This is a genomic window from Bradyrhizobium sp. (assembly GCF_035935975.1).
Classification (GTDB): Bacteria; Pseudomonadota; Alphaproteobacteria; order Rhizobiales; family Xanthobacteraceae; genus Bradyrhizobium.
Genome location: NZ_DASYWN010000031.1, coordinates 19,963 through 40,378 on the forward strand (window position 1 = coordinate 19,963; position 20,416 = coordinate 40,378).

Below are 20,416 nucleotides of genomic sequence, written 5' to 3' on the forward strand. Positions count from 1 at the left end.
ACAAACGGCGCTGGCGTCGGGCTCCCCGGCAGAGGCCCGACGCGGCTGGCACCATTTACCCTATTTGCTGCGAAACTTCGCCCGGAAAAGCACGAAGAAGTGAATTAGCCCTTCAACTTTTCGGCAAGCGTGTGGCCGAGGCGGGCGGGCGACGGGGACACTGTAATCCCTGCCGATTTCATCGCCTCGGTCTTGGAACCGGCATCGCCCTTGCCGCCCGAGATGATCGCGCCGGCATGACCCATGCGGCGGCCGGGAGGGGCGGTGACGCCGGCGATGAAGCCGACCATCGGCTTCGTGCGGCCGCGCTTGGCCTCGTCCTTGAGGAACTGGGCGGCGTCTTCCTCGGCGGAACCGCCGATCTCGCCGATCATGATGATCGATTCGGTCTTGGGGTCGGCGAGCAGCATTTCGAGGACGTCGATGAACTCGGTGCCCTTGACCGGGTCGCCGCCGATGCCGACCGCGGTGGTCTGGCCGAGGCCTTCCTGGGAGGTCTGGAACACGGCTTCATAGGTCAGCGTGCCCGAGCGGGAGACGATGCCGACCGAGCCGGTCTTGAAGATGTTGGCGGGCATGATGCCGATCTTGCACTCGCCCGCGGTCATGACGCCCGGGCAGTTCGGCCCGATCAGGCGCGACTTGGAGCCGGCCAGCGAGCGCTTCACGCGCACCATGTCGATGACAGGAATGCCTTCGGTGATGCAGACGATCAGCGGGATCTCGGCGTCGATGGCTTCGCAGATCGCATCCGCTGCGCCCGGCGGCGGCACGTAGATCACCGAGGCGTCGGCGCCGGTCTTCTCACGTGCATCGCGCACGGTGTCGAACACCGGCAGGCCCAGATGCGTCGAGCCGCCTTTGCCCGGCGAGGTGCCGCCGACCATCTTGGTGCCGTAGGCAATCGCCGCCTCCGAGTGGAAGGTGCCGTTCTTGCCGGTAAAGCCCTGGCAGATGACCTTGGTGTTCTTGTCGATGAGGATGGACATGAGGTCTGCTTTCGCGAACTAACGAGTGAGAGGTCAGTGGATGCGGCGGTAGACGCCGGTGAGCACGTCAGCCCAGCCTTCCGCGTCCGGCGAGAACTGGATCTTCAACGAGTATGAATTGTCGTCGATGATCTCGTAGACGTGGCGCGCATTGCCGCGGAGCGAGCCGCGCACCAGCGTCAGGGTCTTGCCGACCCACCCGCCGGAAGCGGGCGAGGGCGGCGTGTAACCGAGCGAGTCGTACCAGAACAATTTGTAGGTCCGGTCGTCACGATCGTAGGTGAAGAGGCCGTGGCTGGCGAAGCTCTGCTTGCCGTCACGGATCTGCACCGAGTCCTGGATCAGGTAGAAGCCGTTGAGATCCATGCGCGCCACAACGCGAGAGGTGGCGGAGCCACCCTCCACCCAGCGCGACGGAAAGACCACCTCCTCACCATTCCATTCGCCGGCAAACGCCGACAGGCGCATGTGTTCGGTGAGCGGGGATGATGCGGCGAGATGGTCTTGGGTCATGGCCTTAGCCTCCCTTGACGGCCTTCACGATCTTCTGAGCGGCATCGTCGAGATTGTCGGCCGGCACCACGTTCAGGCCGGATTCGCGGATGATCTTCTTGCCGAGCTCGACATTGGTGCCTTCGAGGCGAACCACCAACGGCACGGTGAGGCCGACCTGGCGCACGGCGGCCGTGACGCCCTCGGCGATCACGTCGCACTTCATGATGCCGCCGAAGATGTTGACCAGGATGCCCTTCACGTTGGGATCGGCGGTGATGATCTTGAACGCGGCCGCAACCTTCTCGACGCTGGCGCTGCCGCCGACGTCGAGGAAGTTCGCCGGCGCCATGCCGTAGAGCTTGATGATGTCCATCGTCGCCATGGCAAGGCCGGCGCCGTTGACCATGCAGCCGATGTTGCCGTCGAGGGTGACGTAGTTGAGGTCGTACTTGGACGCCTCGATTTCCTTGGCGTCTTCCTCGGTCTCGTCGCGCAGCGCGAGTACCTCGGGGTGACGGAACAGCGCGTTGTCGTCGAACGACACCTTGGCATCGAGCACGCGGAGCTGGCCCTGCTTGGTCACGACCAGCGGGTTGATCTCCAGCATCGACATGTCCTTGGCGACGAAGGCCGCGTAGAGCTGCGCGGTGAGCTTCTCGGCCTGCTTGGCGAGATCACCGGAGAGCTTCAGCGCGTTGGCGACGGTGCGGCCGTGATGGCCCATGATGCCGGTCGCGGGATCGACCGAGAAGGTCACGATCTTCTCGGGCGTGTTGTGCGCGACGTCCTCGATGTTGACGCCGCCCTCGGTCGAGACGACGAAGGAGACGCGAGAGGTTTCGCGGTCGACCAGGAGCGAGAGATAGAACTCCTTGTCGATGTCCGAGCCGTCCTCGATGTAGAGGCGGTTGACCTGCTTGCCGGCGGGGCCGGTCTGGATCGTCACGAGGGTCGCGCCGAGCATCTGCTTGGCGAACTCGGTGACCTCGGCGGCCGACTTGGCGATGCGCACGCCGCCCTTGTCGCCGGCGGAGGCTTCCTTGAACTTGCCCTTGCCGCGGCCGCCGGCATGGATCTGGCTCTTCACCACATAGACCGGACCCGGCAGCGCCTTGGCGGCAGCTTCCGCGTCGGCGGCCTTGAGAACCGGAACGCCCTTGGAGATCGGCACGCCGAACTCACCCAGCAGCGCTTTGGCCTGATATTCATGGATATTCATATGGTCGCTCCCTGAACCCGCGGGCGGTGACCCCATGGGCCCACCTCAGTCTTGTGGCTGGCATACCATATACCACAGGAACTGCAACCCGGATTCTTTGACATCGAAATCGGCGAGATTTGTGGACTTGCCCGGAACCCGCCCCGGTCAAGCGGGGCCCGGAAGTGAAACCGCCGAAGACCGGCTTTCGATCTTCGGCGGGGATTTTTGCGCCTTAGCGGCCGAGAAGATCGGGTGCGATCTTCTTGCAGGCGTCTACCAGGCCCTGCACCGCGCCGACCGACTTGTCGAAGGCCTCGCGGTCCTTGCCGGCGAGCTCGATCTCGACGACGCGCTCGACACCCTTGGAGCCGATCACGACGGGCACGCCGACATACATGTCCTTCACGCCGTATTCGCCGTTGAGGTAGGCGGCCGACGGCAGCACGCGCTTCTTGTCGCGCAGATAGCTCTCGGCCATCGCGATCGCGGAGGCGGCCGGGGCGTAGAAGGCCGAGCCGGTCTTGAGCAGGTTGACGATCTCGGCGCCGCCGTTGCGGGTGCGGTCGACGATCTCGTCGAGGCGCGCCTGCGAGGTCCAGCCCATCTTGACGAGGTCGGGCAGCGGGATGCCGGCGACGGTGGAGTACTTCACCAGCGGCACCATGGTGTCGCCGTGGCCACCGAGCACGAAGGCGGTGACGTCTTCAACGGAGACGTTGAACTCGTCGGCCAGGAAGTAGCGGAAGCGCGCCGAATCCAGCACGCCGGCCATGCCGACGACCTTCTTGTGCGGCAGGCCGGAGGCCTTCTGCAGCGCCCAGACCATCGCGTCGAGCGGGTTGGTGATGCAGATGACGAACGCGTCGGGGGCGTACTTCTTGATGCCCGCACCGACCTGCTCCATGACCTTGAGGTTGATGGAGAGGAGGTCGTCGCGGCTCATGCCGGGCTTGCGCGGCACGCCGGCGGTGACGATGCAGACCTTGGCGTTGTCGAGGGCTTCGTAGGAATTGGCGCCGCTGTAGTGCGCGTCGAAACCGTCGACCGGCGAGGACTGCGCGATGTCGAGCGCCTTGCCCTGCGGCACGCCCTCGGCGATGTCGAACATCACGACGTCGCCCAGTTCTTTCAGGCCGATGAGGTGAGCCAGCGTTCCGCCGATCTGACCGGAGCCAATCAAAGCAATCTTGTCGCGCGCCATGTGAACCTGTCCTTTAGACACGTGAGGAGGGAAAAACTGAATGGGTGGTTATCCCTTTCGCTTCCCCCGTTCAAGTCGGTGGATGCCCATTTGTCGGGCTTGCTGATGCCTAGAGCACGCAGCCCTGTCATTCCCTGGCGCGCGCGGGCGTTAACCCGAAAGTCACGCACCAGAGTCCGAGCTCGCCCGCGAAAGCGGACGGCTCCGAATGACAGCGCTGGCAAATAGGACTTAAGTCTCGACCAGGCCCTTGGTGGAGCCGCTGGCGGTGGAATCCTTGCGGCCGTGAGGCAGCGCCAGATAGGATTCCGAGCTCATTTCGATCAGGCGCGAGGCGGTCCGCTTGAACTCCATCGCCTCGGTGCCCTCATCGGCGATGTAGAGCGAGATCGGATTGGCATCGGCCGACGCCATCAGCTTCACGGCATTGTCATAGAACGTATCGATCAGCGTGATGAAGCGCTTGGCGGCGTTGCGCTGGGAGAAGTCCATCACTGGAATATGGTCGACCAGGACGGTGTGGTAGTCGTGCGCGAGCCTGAGGTAGTCGGATGCGCCCAACGGCTTCTCGCAGAGATCGGCGAATTTGAAGCGCGCAACGCCATGGGCCGAGCACGGCACGTGCAGGGTGCGGCCCTTGATCGTGATGTCGCGCGACTTGCATTTGGCATTGCCGGTCATCTTCGCCCAGGCGCGATCGAGCGCGGCGTCCGCATCGCCGTCGGCGGGCGTCAGCCACATCGGCACGCCCTGAAGCTTTTCCAGACGGAAGTCGGTGCGCGCATCGAGCCGCGAGACGTCCATGTGATCGGTGATCTGCTTGATGAAGGGCAGGAACAGCGCGCGGTTGAGGCCGCCCTTGTAGAGGTCGTCGGGCGCGACATTCGAGGTCGCGACCACGACGGTGCCGAGCTCGAACAGCTTGGCGAACAGGCGGCCCAGGATCATCGCATCCGCGATGTCGGTGACGTGGAATTCGTCGAAGCAGAGCAGCCAGCTCTCCTCGAAGATCGCAGTCGCCGTCAGCGCGATGACGTCGCCATCGGCGATCTCGCCGCGCGCGATGCCCTGGCGATAGTCGTAGATGCGCTCATGCGCTTCCGCCATGAATTCGTGGAAATGCGCGCGGCGCTTGTGCTCGACGGTCGAGTGCTGGAAGAACAGGTCCATCAGCATGGTCTTGCCGCGGCCGACCTCGCCATGGATGTAGAGCCCGTGCGGCGCCTCGTCCTTGTCGCCGCCGAACAGGCGACTGAGCAGGCCCTGCTTGCGCTGCGGCTTGTAGTTCGCGAGCCGCAAGTCGAGCGCGGCATAGGCTTCGGCAACTTCGGCCTGCGCGGCATCGGGCTCGATCGCGCCGGACGCGACCTGGGCCTGATAGGCTTCGCTGAAGGAGGAACTGGGGGTGGAGAGCATGGCCCTTTTCCGCCAGAGACCGGCGGAAATTGCAAGCCGTCAATTGGTGGACGGGGTATGCGGATTCGTGTCCCGGACACGCGGCAGCATGCAACACCGCCGCACGGATCCAGGACCCACCGTTTCGTACATCGCGACGAGCGACCTACTCACACAGCTCGTAGGCATCCTCGACCACGTACGGGCCGCCGCCGGTCGATGCGCGCGACGAGAACAGCACGAACCGCTCCGCCATGAACGCCTTGCTTGGAAAATAGCCGCGGATCGAGAGATAGTCGGCGACGTCGCGGTCGGAGGCGTCGTGCAGGCGGGCCAGCGTGACATGCGGAATGAACTTGCGTCCCTCCGGATCGAGACCGATCCGCTGCATCATGCGTTCGAGCTCGGCCTGCAACTCCATCAGCGGCTTGCTCGGCGCGATGGTGGCGACCACCGCGCGCGGCTTGCGGCCGCCGAAGCTGGTCAGCCCCTGCACCTTCACCTCGAACGGTTTGCGGTCGACGCGAAACAGCATCGAGGCGATCTCGTTGGCGGAGACGCCGTCGATATCGCCGATGAAGCGCAACGTGACGTGATAATTTTCGGGATCGATCCACCGGGCGCCGGGAAGGCCGCCTCTCAGATTGGAAAGCGACTGGCCGATCTCGGCCGGAATTTCCAGACCAGTGAATAAACGCGGCATCGTTTCGTACTCCCGATGCTTGGGCATGATCCCTGGGAAGGATCATATCCAAATTTTAGAGCCGGCGACGAATCACCGGTACCCTGATTCCTATCGCAGTTGTGTGACTCTGCGAAGCATGCCGCGCCTCACCCCGGTAAAACCCTGGGAATTAGGGTTAGCGCTGCCTGCTTTTCATCGCCCTTGCTCGCTTATGTTGCGCAAAAATGCCTCCACTGTGGGCATGATGTTGCCGACGATGACGTCGACGCCGGCCGCCGTCGGATGAATGCCGTCGGCCTGGTTGAGCTTGGCGTCGGCGGCGACGCCGTCAAGGAAGAACGGATAGAGCGGCACGTCGAATTTTTTCGCCAGATCCGGATAAATCGAATTGAAGCGCGCGGCGTATTCGGCGCCGTAATTCGGCGGCGCCAGCATGCCGCACAGCATCACCGCGATCTTGCGCGCCTTGAGACGCTGGACGATCTCGGTGAGCGCGGCGCGCGTCAGATCGGGATCGATGCCGCGCAGCGCGTCGTTGGCGCCGAGCTCGATGATGACGCCGTCGGTTCCGTCAGGGACCGACCAGTCGAGCCGGTCGCGGCCGCCGGAAGAGGTATCGCCGGACACCCCGGCATTGGTCATGTCGACCGCTATGCCCTTGGCCTGCAAGGCCTTTTGGAGCTTGGTGGGAAACGCCTCCTGGGCCGGGAGGCCGAGGCCGGCGCTCAAGGAATCGCCCAGAACGACAAGCCTGGCCGGTTTGGTCGCCTCTGCCCAAGCCGGATTGGCAACCGTCATCAAAGCGAGCATCAACACGGCTATGTGCATGAAGAATCCGTAACGCCTCTCGACCGCGCGTGCGGAGTTGCCATATGACCGGACCATGGACAGTCGCATCGAATCCTCTTCGCTCGCCGGCACCACGCCGGACACCATCGCCATCTCCAACGTCAATCTCTCATTGGGCACAGGCGCGGCACGCGTTCATATCCTCAAGGATATCAGCTTGCGGGTCGGCTCGGGCGAGACGATCGGCCTGATCGGCCCGTCAGGTTCGGGCAAATCCACGCTGCTGATGGTGATGGCGGGGTTGGAGCGTCCTGATAGCGGAGAGGTGGTGGTCAATGGCACGCCTTTCAATGCCCTCGACGAGGACGCACTGGCCCGCTTCCGCGGCCGCCAGGTCGGCATCGTCTTCCAGTCCTTCCATCTGATCCCGACCATGACGGCGCTGGAGAACGTCGCGGTGCCGCTCGAGCTTGCCGGCAATCCGGATGCGGCGAAGCGCGCCGCGCAGGAGCTGCAATCGGTCGGGCTCGGCGACCGCCTGCATCATTATCCGACGCAGCTCTCCGGCGGCGAGCAGCAGCGCGTCGCGCTGGCCCGCGCGCTGGCGCCCGATCCCGCCATCCTCGTCGCGGACGAGCCGACCGGCAATCTCGACGAGACCACCGGCAAGCAGATCGTCGATCTGCTCTTCACCAAGCATGCCGAGCGCGGCATGACGCTGGTGCTGGTCACGCACGATTCCTCGCTCGCCCATCGCTGCGATCGCGTCATCCGTCTGCGCTCGGGCCGCATCGACACGCAGTCCGCGCCCGCATGAGCGCCGCCGCCGAACCGTTCGCGAAGCCCAACGGCGTCGCGCTGTCGCTCCGCTACGCGCTGCGCGAATTGCGCGGCGGCCTGCGCGGCTTCTACGTCTTCATCGCCTGCATCGCGCTCGGCGTGATGGCGATCGCCGGCGTCGGCTCGGTGTCGGCGAGCCTCTCTGACGGTCTCGCCCGCGAGGGCCGCACGCTGCTCGGCGGCGACGTCTCCTTCGTGCTGTTCCAGCGCGAGGCCAAGCCTGACGAGGTTGCCTTCCTGCGCTCGCGCGGCACCGTCTCCACCGCCGCGACCCTGCGCGGCATGGCGCGCGCGGCCGACGGCAAGCTCGCGCTGGTCGAGATGAAGGCGGTCGACGACACCTATCCGATGCTCGGACAGCTGACGCTGGCGCCATCGCTGCCGATGTCCGATCTGGTCGCCGAGCGCGACGGCGCATTCGGCGCCGCGGCCGATCCGACGCTGCTGGCGCGGCTCTCGCTGAAGACCGGCGACCGCGTCACCATCGGCTCCGCGACCTTCCAGATCCGCAGCACCGTCGAGGCCGAGCCCGACAAGCTCGCCGGCGGCATCGGCTTCGGGCCGCGCTTTTTGATCAGCGAAGCAGGCCTGCGCGCCACCGGCCTGATCCAGCCCGGAAGCCTGGTGCGCTGGGTCTACCGGGTGAAGCTCCCTGACACCGCCAACACCGAGCGCGCCACCGAGGCCTTCATCGCGGATGCGCGCAACGCAGCGCCGCAGGCCGGCTGGGAGATCCGCAGCCGCTCCAATGCCTCGCCGCAGCTCGAGCGCAACATCAGCCGCTTCACGCAGTTCCTGACTCTGGTCGGCCTCGCTGCGCTCTTGGTCGGCGGCGTCGGCGTCGCCAATGCCGTGAAGAGCCATATCGACCGCCGGCTCGAGGTGATCGCGGCGTTCAAGGCCGTCGGCGCCACCGGGCGCGACGTGTTCGGCATCTATCTCGCACAGGTCCTCCTGCTCGCCGCGATCGGCTCGGTGATCGGCCTCGCGCTCGGCGCCGCCATGCCGTTCGCCATCGTCGGTCTGTTCGGCAAGCTCCTGCCGCTGCCGGTGGTGCCGGCGGTGCACGCCGACGAGCTCGCGCTGTCCTTCGTCTACGGCCTGCTCACCGCGCTCGCCTTCGGCCTCTGGCCGCTCGGTCGCGTGCACGACGTGCCGGTCGCCGCGCTGTTTCGCGACACCATCAGCTCCGAATGGCACCGGCCGCGCCTCGGCTATCTCGCCTTCATGGGCGTCGTGATCGTCCTGCTCATCGCGGTGGTGATCGGGCTCTCCTTCGACAAGCGGATCGCCGCGGTGTTCGTCGCCTCCTCCGTCGTGGTGTTCGCCCTGCTGCGCGGCATCGCGGCGCTGCTGATGACGATCGCGCGGCGGCTGCCGCGCTCGCGGCTACCGATGCTGCGGCTGGCGGTCGCCAACATCCACCGGCCCGGAGCGCTGACGCCCTCGGTCGTGCTGTCGCTCGGCCTCGGGCTCGCCGTGCTCGTCACCATCACCCAGATCGACGGCAATCTGCGCCGGCAGTTCCTGGCAGCGCTCCCCGACCGCGCGCCGTCGTTCTTCTTCATCGACATCCCGAGCACGCAGGCCGAGCAGTTCGACGGCTATCTCCGCCAGATCGCGCCGGGCGCGACGGTCGAGGACGTGCCGATGCTGCGCGGGCGCATCGTCGGCGCGCGCGGCGTCCGCGCCGAGGATCTCAAACCGACCACCGATTCGGAATGGGTGCTGCAGAGCGACCGCGGCCTGACCTATACCGCCGAGCTGCCGAAGGGCTCCAAGGTGGTCGAGGGCGAATGGTGGAAGGCCGACTATTCCGGCCCGCCGCTGGTCTCGATGGAGAAGAAGATCGCCGACGGGCTCAGCCTCAAGCTCGGCGACGAAATCGTGGTCAACGTGCTCGGCCGCGACATCCCGGCCAGGATCGGCAATCTGCGCACCATCGACTGGCAGGGCATGGGCATCAATTTCGTGCTGGTGTTCTCGCCCAACGCCTTCAAGGGCGCGCCGCACACCCATATTGCGACGCTGACCGAGACTGGGGGCGACGCGGCCGGCGACGGCAAGATCATCAAGCAGGTCGCTGACGCCTATCCCATGGTGACCAGCGTGCGCGTGCGCGAGGTGATGGAGACGGTCGGCTCGGTCGTGACCAATCTGGCGCTGGCCATCCGCGGCGCCAGCGCGGTGACCCTGATCTCGGCGATCCTGGTGCTGGGCGGGGCGCTCGCCGCCGGCCATCGCCACCGGGTCTACGATGCGGTGATCCTGAAGACGCTGGGCGCGACCCGGCTGCGGCTGCTCGGCGCCTACGCCCTCGAATACCTCCTGATCGGGCTCGCCACCGCGGTGTTCGGCGTGATCGCGGGTAGCGTCGCCGCCTGGATGATCGTGACGCGGCTGATGACCTTGAGCTTCGTCTGGCAGGCCGGCAGCGCGGCCGGCGTGGTCGTGGCCGCCCTCATCGTCACCGTCGGGCTCGGGCTCGCCGGAACGCTGCTGGCGTTGAACAAAAAGCCCGCCACGGTGTTGCGGAATTTGTGACAAATGGTAGCGGACGGCGGCGCGGGAGCAAAATCGCACGATTCCTGCGATTAACCACGTCCGCCCGTCTGGATTGCAGGCAAGGGCGACATTCAGCCGCGCGTGGACGGTTGCAGCGAATGTGTTAGTTTCCCACATATCGAATGGGTTCGGAGCCCCGATTGTTAGCCAAAATTTAGTCGGCAGGCATCGGTATCCGAGATAGAATTTGACGAACCGGCGGCATGGAGACCCTCGTGCCGGACCGGGCAAACCAGCGGGATTTCGACCATGTCGGACCTAGACCGTAACTACGCTTCTCCTTTCGGCAGGGCCGCCGGGCGTGTTGACGCCGCGACGGTCGACGCCGGCCTGCGCGCTTACATGCTGCGCATCTACAATTACATGAGCATCGGCCTGGCCATCACCGGCCTGGCCGCGCTCGGTGTCTACATGGCTGCCGTGACTGACGTCCCGACCGCGGACGCCGTCCGCGTCGGCAAGCTGTTCCTGACGCCGTTCGGCTACGCGATGTTCGTCAGCCCCCTGAAGTGGCTGTTCATGCTCGCGCCGCTCGCCATGGTGTTCGTGATCTCGGCGGGCATCAACCGTCTCGCCCCCTCGACCGCCCAGATCCTGTTCTGGGTGTTCTCGGCCCTGATGGGCATCTCGCTGTCGTCGATCTTCCTGGTGTTCACCCACACCTCGATCGTGCGGGTGTTCTTCATCACCGCGGCGACGTTCGGTGCGCTCAGCCTCTATGGCTACACCACCAAGCGTGACCTGACCGGGATGGGCTCGTTCCTGTTCATGGGCCTGATCGGCATCATCATCGCGAGCCTGGTGAACCTGTTCCTGGCCAGCTCGATGCTGCAGTTCATCGTGTCGGTCGTCGGTGTGCTGGTGTTCGCGGGCCTCACCGCCTGGGATACCCAGCGGCTGAAGAACGACTACATCTACGGCTACGCGTCGGCCGGCGGTGACATCGCAGAGCGTGCGGCCATCACCGGTGCCCTGTCGCTGTACCTGAACTTCATCAACCTGTTCACGCTGCTGCTGCAGCTCCTCGGCCAGCGCGACTAAGCGCCAGACCCGAGTGAACGACACGAACCCCGGCCGAGCGGCCGGGGTTTTTGTTTGGGCTGGTGCGCGCCACGCGCCCGTAGCCCGGATGGAGCGCAGCGCAATCCGGGCTACAAGGGCAGCCTCGCGCCTCGTCATTGCGAGGAGCTCGAGACAAAATTGCGAGGCAATTTTGCTCTGATACGACGAAGCAATCCAGAGTTCCTCCGTGGATGCATTTCTGGATTGCTTCGCTGCACCCGCAACGACGCCGGAGAGACGGCCCTGCCCCCTTCCAGCAGCCGGACGAAGGCTCTAGTCTTCCCCCATGTCCGCACCTGAAATCAGGCCCACCCTTGAGGCCGACCTCTCCGCCATCACCGCCATCTACCAGCAGGCCGTCCGCGAGGGCACCGCGACGTTCGAGCTGGATCCGCCTGACCTTGCCGAGATGACGCGCCGCTACCGCGCCCTGGTGGACGGCGGCTATCCCTATTTCGTCGCCACCATCGACGGGCGCGTGGCCGGCTACGCCTATGCCGGCGCCTACCGGCCGCGGCCGGCCTATCGCTTCACGGTCGAGAACTCGATCTATCTGGACCCAGGCTTCCACCGCCGCGGCATCGGTTCAATGCTGCTGGAGCGGCTGATCACCGAATGCGAGGCGCGCGGCTTCCGCCAGATGATCGCCGTGATCGGCGATTCCGCCAATGCCGGCTCGATCGGCGTGCACACCAGGGGCGGCTTCAAGATGATCGGTACGCATCCCAATGTCGGGCTGAAGTTCGGCCGCTGGCTGGACACCGTGATGATGCAGCGCGACCTCGGCGAGGGCGCAAGGACGGTGCCGACAAAGTAGGTGTCGCAGCCCGGGTGAGCGCAGCGACACCCGGGACAGCGGCGAGACAAGACCCGGATGTCGCTTCGCTCATCCGGGCTACGAAGCCGCTACACCACCGCCAGCTTGCGGTCGATCACCAGCAGCACGCGCTCGAGCTCGTGGCCGCGGCGCAGGATCAGACCGGTCGCCGAGATCACGCTGTACATGCCCTGCTTGCGCGCCAGGCGCGGGTCCTTCTCGATGCGGTAGATCGGCACTTCCGAGGCACGGCGATAGACCGAGAACACGGCGCGATCCTTCAGGAAATCGATGGCGTAGTCGCGCCACTCGCCGTCGGCGACCATGCGGCCGTACAGATTGAGAATGCGGTGCAGCTCGATCCGGTTGAACGACACCCGGTTCGGCTGGGTATTCGCCGTGGCGGGGTGCGCCGCCGCGCGCTGCCCGCTCGGATCGGCATCCTCCGGCGTCAAACTCATGGGAAGCGTCTCCTCATCACACAGCATGACCCTCGCCCGCGAAAACCGTCCCTGGAAACCGCGGATCATGACAGTGGTATGATTGCTCCAACCGGTCCCTCCCGCAAGGCCTCTTCATGGAACTCGTGCGTGAGCACCGGGTTCAACCGATCGAATCGGGTGCAATGCCGAACACACGCAAAGGTGGAATTCTCCGGCGGCAAACCGTCACGGGATCGTTAGAAAGAATCACAGGATCGCCGCTTTTCCGCCCACCGCCTGCCGCCCTGCGTTGCGAAAAGACTTGTGTGCGTTGACCCGGTCCTTTCGGTTCCGGATTCCTCAGCCCCCAGCCCCCCGGGGTCGAACAGGATCGGGTCTGTACGCGCGACAAGGAGAGGGCCAACGCAAGTTGGTCCTTTTTGTTTGTGTCGGGGTGTTTCCGGCGCGCCCGACATTCTCTCCAACCATCCGCGCGAAAATTCGCTCCCCTCATCCTGAGGAGCGCGCTCTTGCGCGCGCCTCGAAGGATCGAGGCCACGCTGCGTCAGCGCGGGCCTGCATGGTTCTCGCGGCGATGCGCAGCATCGTCCGCCACGGCGCTAACGCGCCTCCTCACCATGAGGGTTGCGAGAGTGCTTGAGTCGGACGATTCGAAGCGTTCGCTTCAGTGCAGCGACGTGTACGCCGCGCCGAGCATCGGGCCCGGCTTCTCGCGGCTGCCGTCCTGGACATAGACCACCGCGCCGTCGACGCCGTCGCGCGTGAGATTTTCCAGCGGCACCGTCCAGCTTTCCGGACGGCCGGTCCAGTCGCCCACCTTGAGCAGGTTGCGGACGACGTTGTGATAGGTGATCTGCTGTCCGCGATTTTCGCCCTTGGCGATCGCGATCGGCACCGACTTGGCGACCGAGCAGATCCAGACTTCGCCGTGCGAGACCGCCGGCTCCTTGCTCGCGGCCACCGACACGTTGATCTGCTTGCCCGAGAGCGACATCGTCACCGGCACGCTCATCACGCCGGCGCCCTTGTCGGTTTTGCCGATCGCACTCTCGATGCCGGCGCGATCGCTGCCGATGACATGCGCAGAACCGTTGACGACGACTTGCGGCGTATAGACCTCGCGGTCGCCGCGCATGCGCGAATAGGCGCGCTGCCGCGCCGAGAAGCGCGAATCGGCCAGCGTATCCTTCCAGCCGAGATAATCCCAATAGTCGATCGGCATGCTCAGCGCGATGATCGAGGGATCGCTCGAGAGATCGCCGATGATCTTGTCGGCGGGCGGGCAGGATGAGCAGCCCTGCGAGGTAAACAATTCGACAACGGCGCGGGGATCGGCATGCGCGGGACGGATGATGGCGACGATGGCGCAGATGCCGAGAGCTCCCGACCAGAGTGCACCGGACCAGCGCGAAATCACATTAGGAGCCGTCATTGCTGTCATATCGAACGTCACACATCGCCACTCGTTAGGGGAAAGCTTATCGCCTGATGGTCACCGTAGTCTTACGGGGCGCGGCAGATTCAACCGTCCTGAGCGGGATTTCCACTTGGCGGGCCCATCCGAAACATGCCGCAAACGCGCGAAGGCGGCCTTGTGATAGGCCGCCTTCGTTTAACCTTCTACTCACGTCGCGGTGAGCCACCGTTCACAAATTCGCGCTTAGGCCGCGAGCTTGCGCAGCACGTAGTGCAGAATGCCGCCGTTCCGATAGTAATCGAGCTCGTCGAGCGTATCGATGCGGCAAAGCAGCGAAACGCGCTGCAACGAGCCGTCACCGGAGACGATTTCCGCGGTCAGCTTCTGGCGCGGCTTGAGATCGCCGACCAGACCACGCAACGTGACCTTCTCGTCGCCCTTCAGGCCGAGCGACGACCACGAGGTGCCTTCCTCGAAGGTCAGCGGCAGCACGCCCATACCGACCAGGTTCGAGCGATGGATGCGCTCGAAGCTCTGGCAGATCACGGCGCGAACGCCGAGCAGACGCGTGCCCTTCGCAGCCCAGTCGCGCGAGGAGCCGTTGCCGTATTCGGCGCCGGCGAACACGACCAGCGGCACCTGCTCCTGCTGGTACTTCATCGCGGCGTCGTAGATCGACATCTGCTCGCCGTCGGGCCAGTGCTTGGTAAGACCGCCTTCCGGAATGTTGCCGTCGGCGCCCTTCAGCATGAAGTTCTTGATGCGGATGTTGGCGAAGGTGCCGCGCATCATGACTTCGTGGTTGCCGCGACGCGTGCCGTACTGGTTGAAGTCGGCGGGGCGCACCTGGTGCTCGCTGAGATATTTGCCAGCGGGCGAGGTGAGCTTGATCGAACCGGCCGGCGAGATGTGGTCGGTGGTGATCTTGTCGCCGAACATGGCGAGGATGCGCGCCTCGATGATATCGGTGACCGGCTCCGGCTCCTTCTTCATGCCTTCGAAGTAGGGCGGGTTCTGCACGTAGGTCGAAGACATGTTCCAGCGATAGGTCTCGCTCTCGACCGTCTTGATCTTGCGCCAGTTGGTGTCGCCCTTGAACACGTCGGCGTACTTCTTCTTGAAGATCGACGCGGTCACGAACTTCTTCATGAAGGCGTTGATCTCCTTGGTCGTCGGCCAGATGTCCTTGAGGTACACCGGCTTGCCGTCCTTGCCTTCGCCGAGCGGCTCGACGGCGAGGTTCTTGGTGACGCTGCCGGCGAGCGCGTGCGCGACGACCAGCGGCGGCGAGGCGAGATAGTTCGCCTGCACGTCCGGCGAGACGCGGCCTTCGAAGTTGCGGTTACCGGAGAGCACGGCGGCGGCGACGATGCCGTTGTCGTTGATCGACTTCGAGATCTCCTCCGGCAGCGGGCCGGAATTGCCGATGCAGGTGGTGCAGCCGAAGCCGACCAGGTTGAAGCCGACCTTGTCGAGATCGGCCTGCAGGCCGGAGTCCGCGAGATAGCCGGCGACCACCTGGCTGCCCGGGGCGAGCGAGGTCTTCACCCACGGCTTGGCCTTGAGGCCCTTGGCGGCAGCATTGCGCGCGAGCAAGCCGGCACCGATCAGCACGCTGGGGTTCGAGGTATTGGTGCAGGAGGTGATGGCGGCGATGACGACGTCGCCATGGCCGATCTCGTACTTCTTGCCTTCGACGGCGAAGCGCTTGTTGGGCTCCTCGGCCTTCTTGTACTCGGTGCCGAGCGCGAGCGAGAAACCTTCGGCGACCGACGGCAGCGCGATGCGGCCTTCGGGACGCTTCGGGCCGGCCATCGACGGCACGACGTCGGCGAGGTCGAGCGTCAGCGTTTCCGTGAACACCGGATCGGCCGACTTGGCGGTGCGGAACAGCCCTTGCGCCTTCGCATAGGCCTGCACCAGCGCGACGCGCGCCGGCGCGCGGCCCGAGGTCTTGAGATAGTCGATCGCGGCGGCGTCAACCGGGAAGAAGCCGCAGGTCGCGCCGTATTCGGGCGCCATGTTGGCGATCGTGGCCTTGTCGGCGACCGAGAGGTTGTCGAGGCCGGGGCCGAAGAACTCGACGAACTTGCCGACCACGCCGAGCTTGCGCAGCATCTGCGTGACGGTCAGCACGAGGTCGGTGGCGGTGACGCCTTCCTTCATCGCGCCCTTCAGCTTGAAGCCGACGACGTTCGGCAGCAGCATCGACAGCGGCTGGCCGAGCATGCAGGCTTCCGCCTCGATGCCGCCGACACCCCAGCCGAGCACGGCGAGACCGTTGACCATGGTGGTGTGCGAGTCGGTGCCGACCAGCGAGTCGGGATAGGCGACCTCGAAGGTGCCGGTCTTCTTGCCGACCGTCATCTTCTCCTTCTTGGTCCACACCGTCTGGGAGAGATATTCGAGATTGACCTGGTGGCAGATGCCGGTGCCGGGCGGCACGACCGAGAAGTTCGAGAACGCCTTCTGGCCCCACTTCAGGAACTCGTAGCGCTCCTGGTTCTGCTTGTACTCTTCAGTGACGTTCTTGGCGAAAGCCTTGTTGTCGCCGAAGAAGTTCACGATCACGGAGTGGTCGATGACGAGGTCGACCGGCACCAGCGGGTTGATCTTCTCGGCATCGCCGCCGAGCTTCTGCATCGCATTGCGCATCGCGGCGAGGTCGACGACCGCGGGAACGCCGGTGAAGTCCTGCATCAGCACGCGCGCGGGACGGAACGCGATCTCATGCTCCAGCGACTTCTTGCGCAGCCACTTCGACACCGCGACGATGTCTTCCTTCTTGACCGAGCGGCCGTCCTCGTTGCGGAGGAGGTTCTCGAGCAGGACCTTCATCGAATAGGGGAGTTTCGAAATTCCCTTCAGACCATTCTTCTCGGCCGTGGGCAGGCTGTAATAGACATAGGTCTTGGCGCCGACCTTGAGGGTCTTTTTGCATTTGAAGCTGTCGAGCGAGGTCATGTAGGAAATCCCAATTGTTAGTTATACCCGGCAGGGTATTTTAACACCGTCAGCGTAGCAGGCTGGGTCGCTTGCAGGGGCAGGTTGAGTTGCTGCATCAAGTAGTTCCGGGCTTATAGAAGCTTTCTAACCGCGCCGCCACAGCCACAATCGAACCCCAGCAAGTCGCGAGCCACAAATTCTGATGCGCTACCCCAAGTTTTCCTGAGGCCTGGCTGTGAACGGGTTGGTACCAGGCAAGATGCAGCTGTCCGGACGCGGGGTCGCCTGCGTGCGCGGCGGCCGCGAAGTGTTCTCCGGGCTCGATTTCGCGGCAGTGTCGGGCGAAGCCGTGGCCGTGGTCGGCCGCAACGGCTCGGGCAAGACCTCGCTGCTGCGGCTGATCGCCGGCCTGCTCGTTCCGGCCGGCGGGACGATTGTACTGGACGGGGGCGACGCCGACATGACGCTGCCCGAGCAGTGTCACTATCTCGGCCATCGCGACGCCCTGAAGCCGGCGCTGAGCGTGGCGGAAAACCTGGCATTCTGGGCTGATTTCTTGGGCGGCGAGCGCTCTGACGCCGCCGAAAGCCTCGCCACCGTCGGGCTCGATCACGCCACCCATCTGCCCGCCGGCTTCCTGTCGGCCGGCCAGCGCCGCCGCCTCTCGCTGGCCCGGCTCCTGACCGTCCGCCGCCCAGTCTGGCTGCTGGACGAGCCCACCAACGCGCTGGATGTCGCCGGACAGGACATGTTCGGCGGCCTCATGCGCGACCACCTCGCCCGCGGCGGCCTGATCATCGCCGCCACCCACGCCCCGCTGGGGATCGATTCGCGGGAGCTGCGGATCGGGGGGACGGCATGAGGATCGCGGACCCTCAGTTTTCCAAGCGGCCAGGTACCGCCCTCTCCGTCCCCTCCCCCCTTGCGGAGGAGGGTCAGGGAGAGGGGTGCCGCACGGCAGGGCGCTTCGGTTCTAGCGTTCGGGAGGCAGGCGCGCTGCTGCTGGTGACTCGCCCCAAACGGGCATCTCTCCCGGGGCTACCCCTCTCCCCCGCCCTCCCCCGCAACGGGGGAGGGAGCGCACCGTCCGCGGGGCACGAAAGGGCCACCCAATGACCGCCCTCGCCGCCCTCATCCGCCGGGACGTCCGGATCGCGCTGCGCGTCGGCGGCGGGGCACTCATCGGCGTGCTGTTTTTCCTGACCGTCGTCGTGCTGATGCCCTTCGCCGTCGGGCCGGATCTGGCGCTGCTGTCGCGGCTGGGGCCTGCCATCCTCTGGCTCGGCGCGCTGCTGGCGAGCCTGCTGACGCTGGACCGGCTGTTCATGGCCGACCATGAGGACGGCTCGCTCGACCTGATCACGATGAGCCGGACGCCGCTGGAACTTGCCTGCGCGGCCAAGGCGCTGGCGCATTGGCTGGCGGCCGGCCTGCCGCTGATTGTCGCAACCCCCGTGCTGGGCCTGCTGCTCAACCTCGACATGGTCGCAACCGGCGCCGTGGCGCTGACGCTTTTGGCGGGTACGCCGGCGCTGACCTTCACCGGCATGATCGGCGCGGCGCTCGCCGTGACGCTGCATCGGGGCGGGCTGCTGATGGCGGTGCTGGTGCTGCCGCTCTCGATTCCCGTGCTGATTTTCGGCGTTGCAGCCTCGCAGGCCGTGATTGTCGGCCCCATGACGTTCGGCGCGCCGTTCTCGATCCTGTGCGCGCTGTCGCTGGTCAGCCTGGTGATCGGCCCGTTCGCGGCGGCGGCGAGCCTGCGGCATGGACTTGATTGACCTTGACCCCGATCAACTTTCGCTGCCCGCTTTTATGCTGATTGCGTGAGCAGCCCCCGGTGATTATCAGGATACCATGTCGCTGATCGACCTCGCCAACCCCACAAGGTTCCTCGCGCTCTCGGCGCGGGTGCTGCCGTGGCTTGCGGCCGCGACCGTCATCCTGCTCACCATCGGCCTCTATCAATCCGCCTACGCGCCCGACGACTACCAGCAGGGCGCGACCGTGAAGATCATGTTCATCCACGTGCCCAATGCGTGGCTGTCGATGTTCGTCTGGGGCGTGATGAGCATCGCCTCGCTCGGCACGCTGGTGTGGCGGCATCCGCTCGCCGACGTCGCGGCGAAGGCGGCTGCTCCGATCGGCGCGGCCTTCACCTTCCTGGCGCTGCTCACGGGCTCGCTGTGGGGCCGGCCGATGTGGGGCACCTATTGGGAATGGGATGCGCGGCTGACCTCGGTGCTGATCCTGTTCCTGATGTATCTCGGCCTGATGGCGCTGTGGCGCGCGGTCGACGATCCCTCGCGCGCGGCGCGCGCCGCCGCGGTGCTGACCCTGGTCGGCGCGATCAACCTGCCGATCATCAAGTTCTCGGTCGACTGGTGGAACACGCTGCATCAGCCGGCTTCGGTGATGCGCATGGGCGGCTCGACGCTCGATAAATCCTTCCTGATCCCGCTGCTGGTGATGGCGATCGGCTTCACGCTGCTGTTCGTGACGCTGCATCTGGCGGCGATGCGCAACGAGATTCTGCGCCGGCGCGTCCGCTCGCTGCAGATGATGCAGGCGAGCCGCGTCGCGTTTTCGAACGATGTGGGCGCCGGTTCGCGTCAAGACAACGCGTCAAACGAAGTCGGGGCTGTGTGATCATGTCGCTCGGTCCCTACGCGTCCTTCATCGTGACGTCCTATGCGGCAGCGGCGCTCGTCGTCGTGATCCTGATCGGCTGGATCGTGCTCGACTATCGCAGCCAGACGGAGCGCCTGCGCGAGCTTGAGCGCAGCGGCGTCACCCGCCGCTCGGGCCGCAGCGCGACGGATCGGCCATGAGAGCTCAATCATGAGCGGACAATCAACCTCCGCACCGGCACAGCGCCGCACCTTCCTGATGGTGCTGCCGCTCATCGCCTTCATCGGCCTTGCGGTGCTGTTCTGGTTCAAGCTCGGCAGCGGCGATCCCTCGCGGATTCCCTCCGCGCTGATCGGACGTCCCGCGCCGCAGACCGCGCTGCCGCCCCTCGAGGGATTGCTGACCGACAACGCGCAGGTCCCGGGGCTCGACCCCGCCGCATTCAAGGGCAAGGTCAGCCTCGTCAATGTCTGGGCCTCCTGGTGCGTGCCCTGCCACGACGAGGCGCCGCTGCTGACGGAGCTCGCCAAGGACAAGCGCTTCCAGCTGGTCGGCATCAATTACAAGGATGCCGCCGACAACGCCCGCCGCTTCCTCGGCCGCTACGGCAACCCGTTCGGCCGCGTCGGCGTCGACGCCAACGGCCGTGCCTCGATCGAATGGGGCGTCTACGGCGTGCCGGAGACCTTCGTCGTCGGCCGCGAAGGCACCATCGTCTACAAGCTGGTGGGCCCGATCACGCCGGACAATTTGCGCACGGTGCTGTTGCCGCAGATGGAGAAGGCGCTGAAGGCGGGGAGCTAGAGCATTTTCCGACTTGGCGGAATCGGAAGGGATTCCCTTGGGAAGCAAATCGTGATTCACCCTGAGGGCTGGTGATGGAGGCCAGCCCCCATGGCTAAACCACTCTCGCCGGACCTTCGCCTTCGCATTATTCGGG

General features: G+C 65.3%; 19 protein-coding genes. 9 read left to right on the plus strand and 10 right to left on the minus strand.

Annotation, left to right across the window (positions count from 1 at the left end):
- Positions 1-104: 104 nt before the first annotated feature.
- The 7 genes from sucD to VGR99_RS17120 all read right to left on the minus strand — a co-directional run bounded on the left by sucD (position 105) and on the right by VGR99_RS17120 (position 6,794).
- Entirely contained in the window at positions 105-989 is an 885-nt protein-coding gene (sucD, locus tag VGR99_RS17090) for a succinate--CoA ligase subunit alpha (RefSeq protein ID WP_326899804.1), read from the minus strand.
- Positions 990-1,022: 33 nt separating this feature from the next.
- Positions 1,023-1,502 (minus strand): DUF1579 family protein, encoded by a 480-nt coding sequence (locus VGR99_RS17095; RefSeq protein WP_326899806.1) that lies wholly within the window; start codon positions 1,500-1,502, stop codon positions 1,023-1,025.
- 4 nt (positions 1,503-1,506) lie between these two features.
- Entirely contained in the window at positions 1,507-2,703 is a 1,197-nt protein-coding gene (gene sucC / locus VGR99_RS17100) for an ADP-forming succinate--CoA ligase subunit beta (protein ID WP_326899807.1), read from the minus strand.
- Positions 2,704-2,917: 214 nt separating this feature from the next.
- Positions 2,918-3,886 carry a malate dehydrogenase gene (gene mdh, locus VGR99_RS17105; RefSeq protein ID WP_035702908.1) on the minus strand — a complete coding sequence of 323 codons (969 nt, stop codon included), beginning with the start codon at positions 3,884-3,886 and terminating at the stop codon, positions 2,918-2,920.
- A gap of 231 nt (positions 3,887-4,117) precedes the next feature.
- The gene (zapE, locus tag VGR99_RS17110; protein WP_326899809.1) at positions 4,118-5,302 is read right to left on the minus strand and encodes a cell division protein ZapE; all 1,185 of its coding nucleotides are present in this window, start codon (positions 5,300-5,302) and stop codon (positions 4,118-4,120) included.
- A gap of 145 nt (positions 5,303-5,447) precedes the next feature.
- Positions 5,448-5,984 (minus strand): RNA 2',3'-cyclic phosphodiesterase, encoded by a 537-nt coding sequence (gene thpR, locus VGR99_RS17115; protein ID WP_063685026.1) that lies wholly within the window; start codon positions 5,982-5,984, stop codon positions 5,448-5,450.
- A gap of 174 nt (positions 5,985-6,158) precedes the next feature.
- Positions 6,159-6,794, minus strand: a complete 636-nt coding sequence (locus VGR99_RS17120; protein ID WP_326899810.1) for an arylesterase — start codon at positions 6,792-6,794, stop codon at positions 6,159-6,161.
- Positions 6,795-6,849: 55 nt separating this feature from the next.
- Here VGR99_RS17120 and VGR99_RS17125 point away from each other — a divergent pair, with 55 nt between their 5' ends.
- The 4 genes from VGR99_RS17125 (at position 6,850) to VGR99_RS17140 (ending at position 12,039) form a co-directional block, all read left to right on the plus strand.
- On the plus strand, positions 6,850-7,572 hold the full coding sequence (locus VGR99_RS17125; RefSeq protein WP_326899811.1) for an ABC transporter ATP-binding protein: 723 nt from the start codon (positions 6,850-6,852) through the stop codon (positions 7,570-7,572).
- The gene (locus VGR99_RS17130) at positions 7,569-10,139 is read left to right on the plus strand and encodes an ABC transporter permease (protein ID WP_326899812.1); all 2,571 of its coding nucleotides are present in this window, start codon (positions 7,569-7,571) and stop codon (positions 10,137-10,139) included. The genes VGR99_RS17125 and VGR99_RS17130 overlap by 4 nt, the downstream gene beginning before the upstream one ends.
- Before the next feature lie 270 nt (positions 10,140-10,409).
- A complete protein-coding gene (locus VGR99_RS17135; RefSeq protein ID WP_026312126.1) occupies positions 10,410-11,201 on the plus strand; it encodes a Bax inhibitor-1/YccA family protein in 792 nt (263 codons plus the stop codon).
- 307 nt (positions 11,202-11,508) lie between these two features.
- Positions 11,509-12,039: a GNAT family N-acetyltransferase gene (locus VGR99_RS17140; protein WP_326899813.1), complete on the plus strand. Its 531-nt coding sequence runs from the start codon at positions 11,509-11,511 to the stop codon at positions 12,037-12,039.
- 89 nt (positions 12,040-12,128) lie between these two features.
- On the opposite strand, the gene VGR99_RS17145 is transcribed toward VGR99_RS17140, so the two are convergent.
- The 3 genes from VGR99_RS17145 to acnA form a co-directional block, all read right to left on the minus strand.
- Positions 12,129-12,500 carry a DUF2794 domain-containing protein gene (locus tag VGR99_RS17145; protein ID WP_326899814.1) on the minus strand — a complete coding sequence of 124 codons (372 nt, stop codon included), beginning with the start codon at positions 12,498-12,500 and terminating at the stop codon, positions 12,129-12,131.
- 646 nt (positions 12,501-13,146) lie between these two features.
- The gene (locus tag VGR99_RS17150; protein WP_326899816.1) at positions 13,147-13,923 is read right to left on the minus strand and encodes a DUF1223 domain-containing protein; all 777 of its coding nucleotides are present in this window, start codon (positions 13,921-13,923) and stop codon (positions 13,147-13,149) included.
- Positions 13,924-14,142: 219 nt separating this feature from the next.
- Positions 14,143-16,863 (minus strand): aconitate hydratase AcnA, encoded by a 2,721-nt coding sequence (gene acnA, locus VGR99_RS17155; RefSeq protein ID WP_326899818.1) that lies wholly within the window; start codon positions 16,861-16,863, stop codon positions 14,143-14,145.
- Between the two features lie 241 nt (positions 16,864-17,104).
- On the opposite strand from acnA, the gene ccmA reads away from it, so the two are divergent.
- The 5 genes from ccmA (at position 17,105) to VGR99_RS17180 (ending at position 20,280) form a co-directional block, all read left to right on the plus strand.
- Positions 17,105-17,707, plus strand: coding sequence for a heme ABC exporter ATP-binding protein CcmA (gene ccmA, locus VGR99_RS17160; protein ID WP_326899819.1), 603 nt, complete (start codon positions 17,105-17,107; stop codon positions 17,705-17,707).
- A gap of 250 nt (positions 17,708-17,957) precedes the next feature.
- Positions 17,958-18,626 (plus strand): heme exporter protein CcmB, encoded by a 669-nt coding sequence (gene ccmB / locus VGR99_RS17165; RefSeq protein ID WP_106947135.1) that lies wholly within the window; start codon positions 17,958-17,960, stop codon positions 18,624-18,626.
- A gap of 76 nt (positions 18,627-18,702) precedes the next feature.
- Complete coding sequence (locus VGR99_RS17170; protein WP_326899825.1) at positions 18,703-19,494, plus strand: heme ABC transporter permease; 792 nt, start codon at positions 18,703-18,705, stop codon at positions 19,492-19,494.
- Positions 19,491-19,676: a heme exporter protein CcmD gene (gene ccmD / locus VGR99_RS17175; RefSeq protein WP_414645126.1), complete on the plus strand. Its 186-nt coding sequence runs from the start codon at positions 19,491-19,493 to the stop codon at positions 19,674-19,676. Before VGR99_RS17170 ends, ccmD begins: the two co-directional genes overlap by 4 nt.
- A 10-nt stretch (positions 19,677-19,686) precedes the next feature.
- Positions 19,687-20,280 (plus strand): DsbE family thiol:disulfide interchange protein, encoded by a 594-nt coding sequence (locus VGR99_RS17180; protein WP_326899829.1) that lies wholly within the window; start codon positions 19,687-19,689, stop codon positions 20,278-20,280.
- The last annotated feature ends 136 nt before the right edge of the window (positions 20,281-20,416 follow it).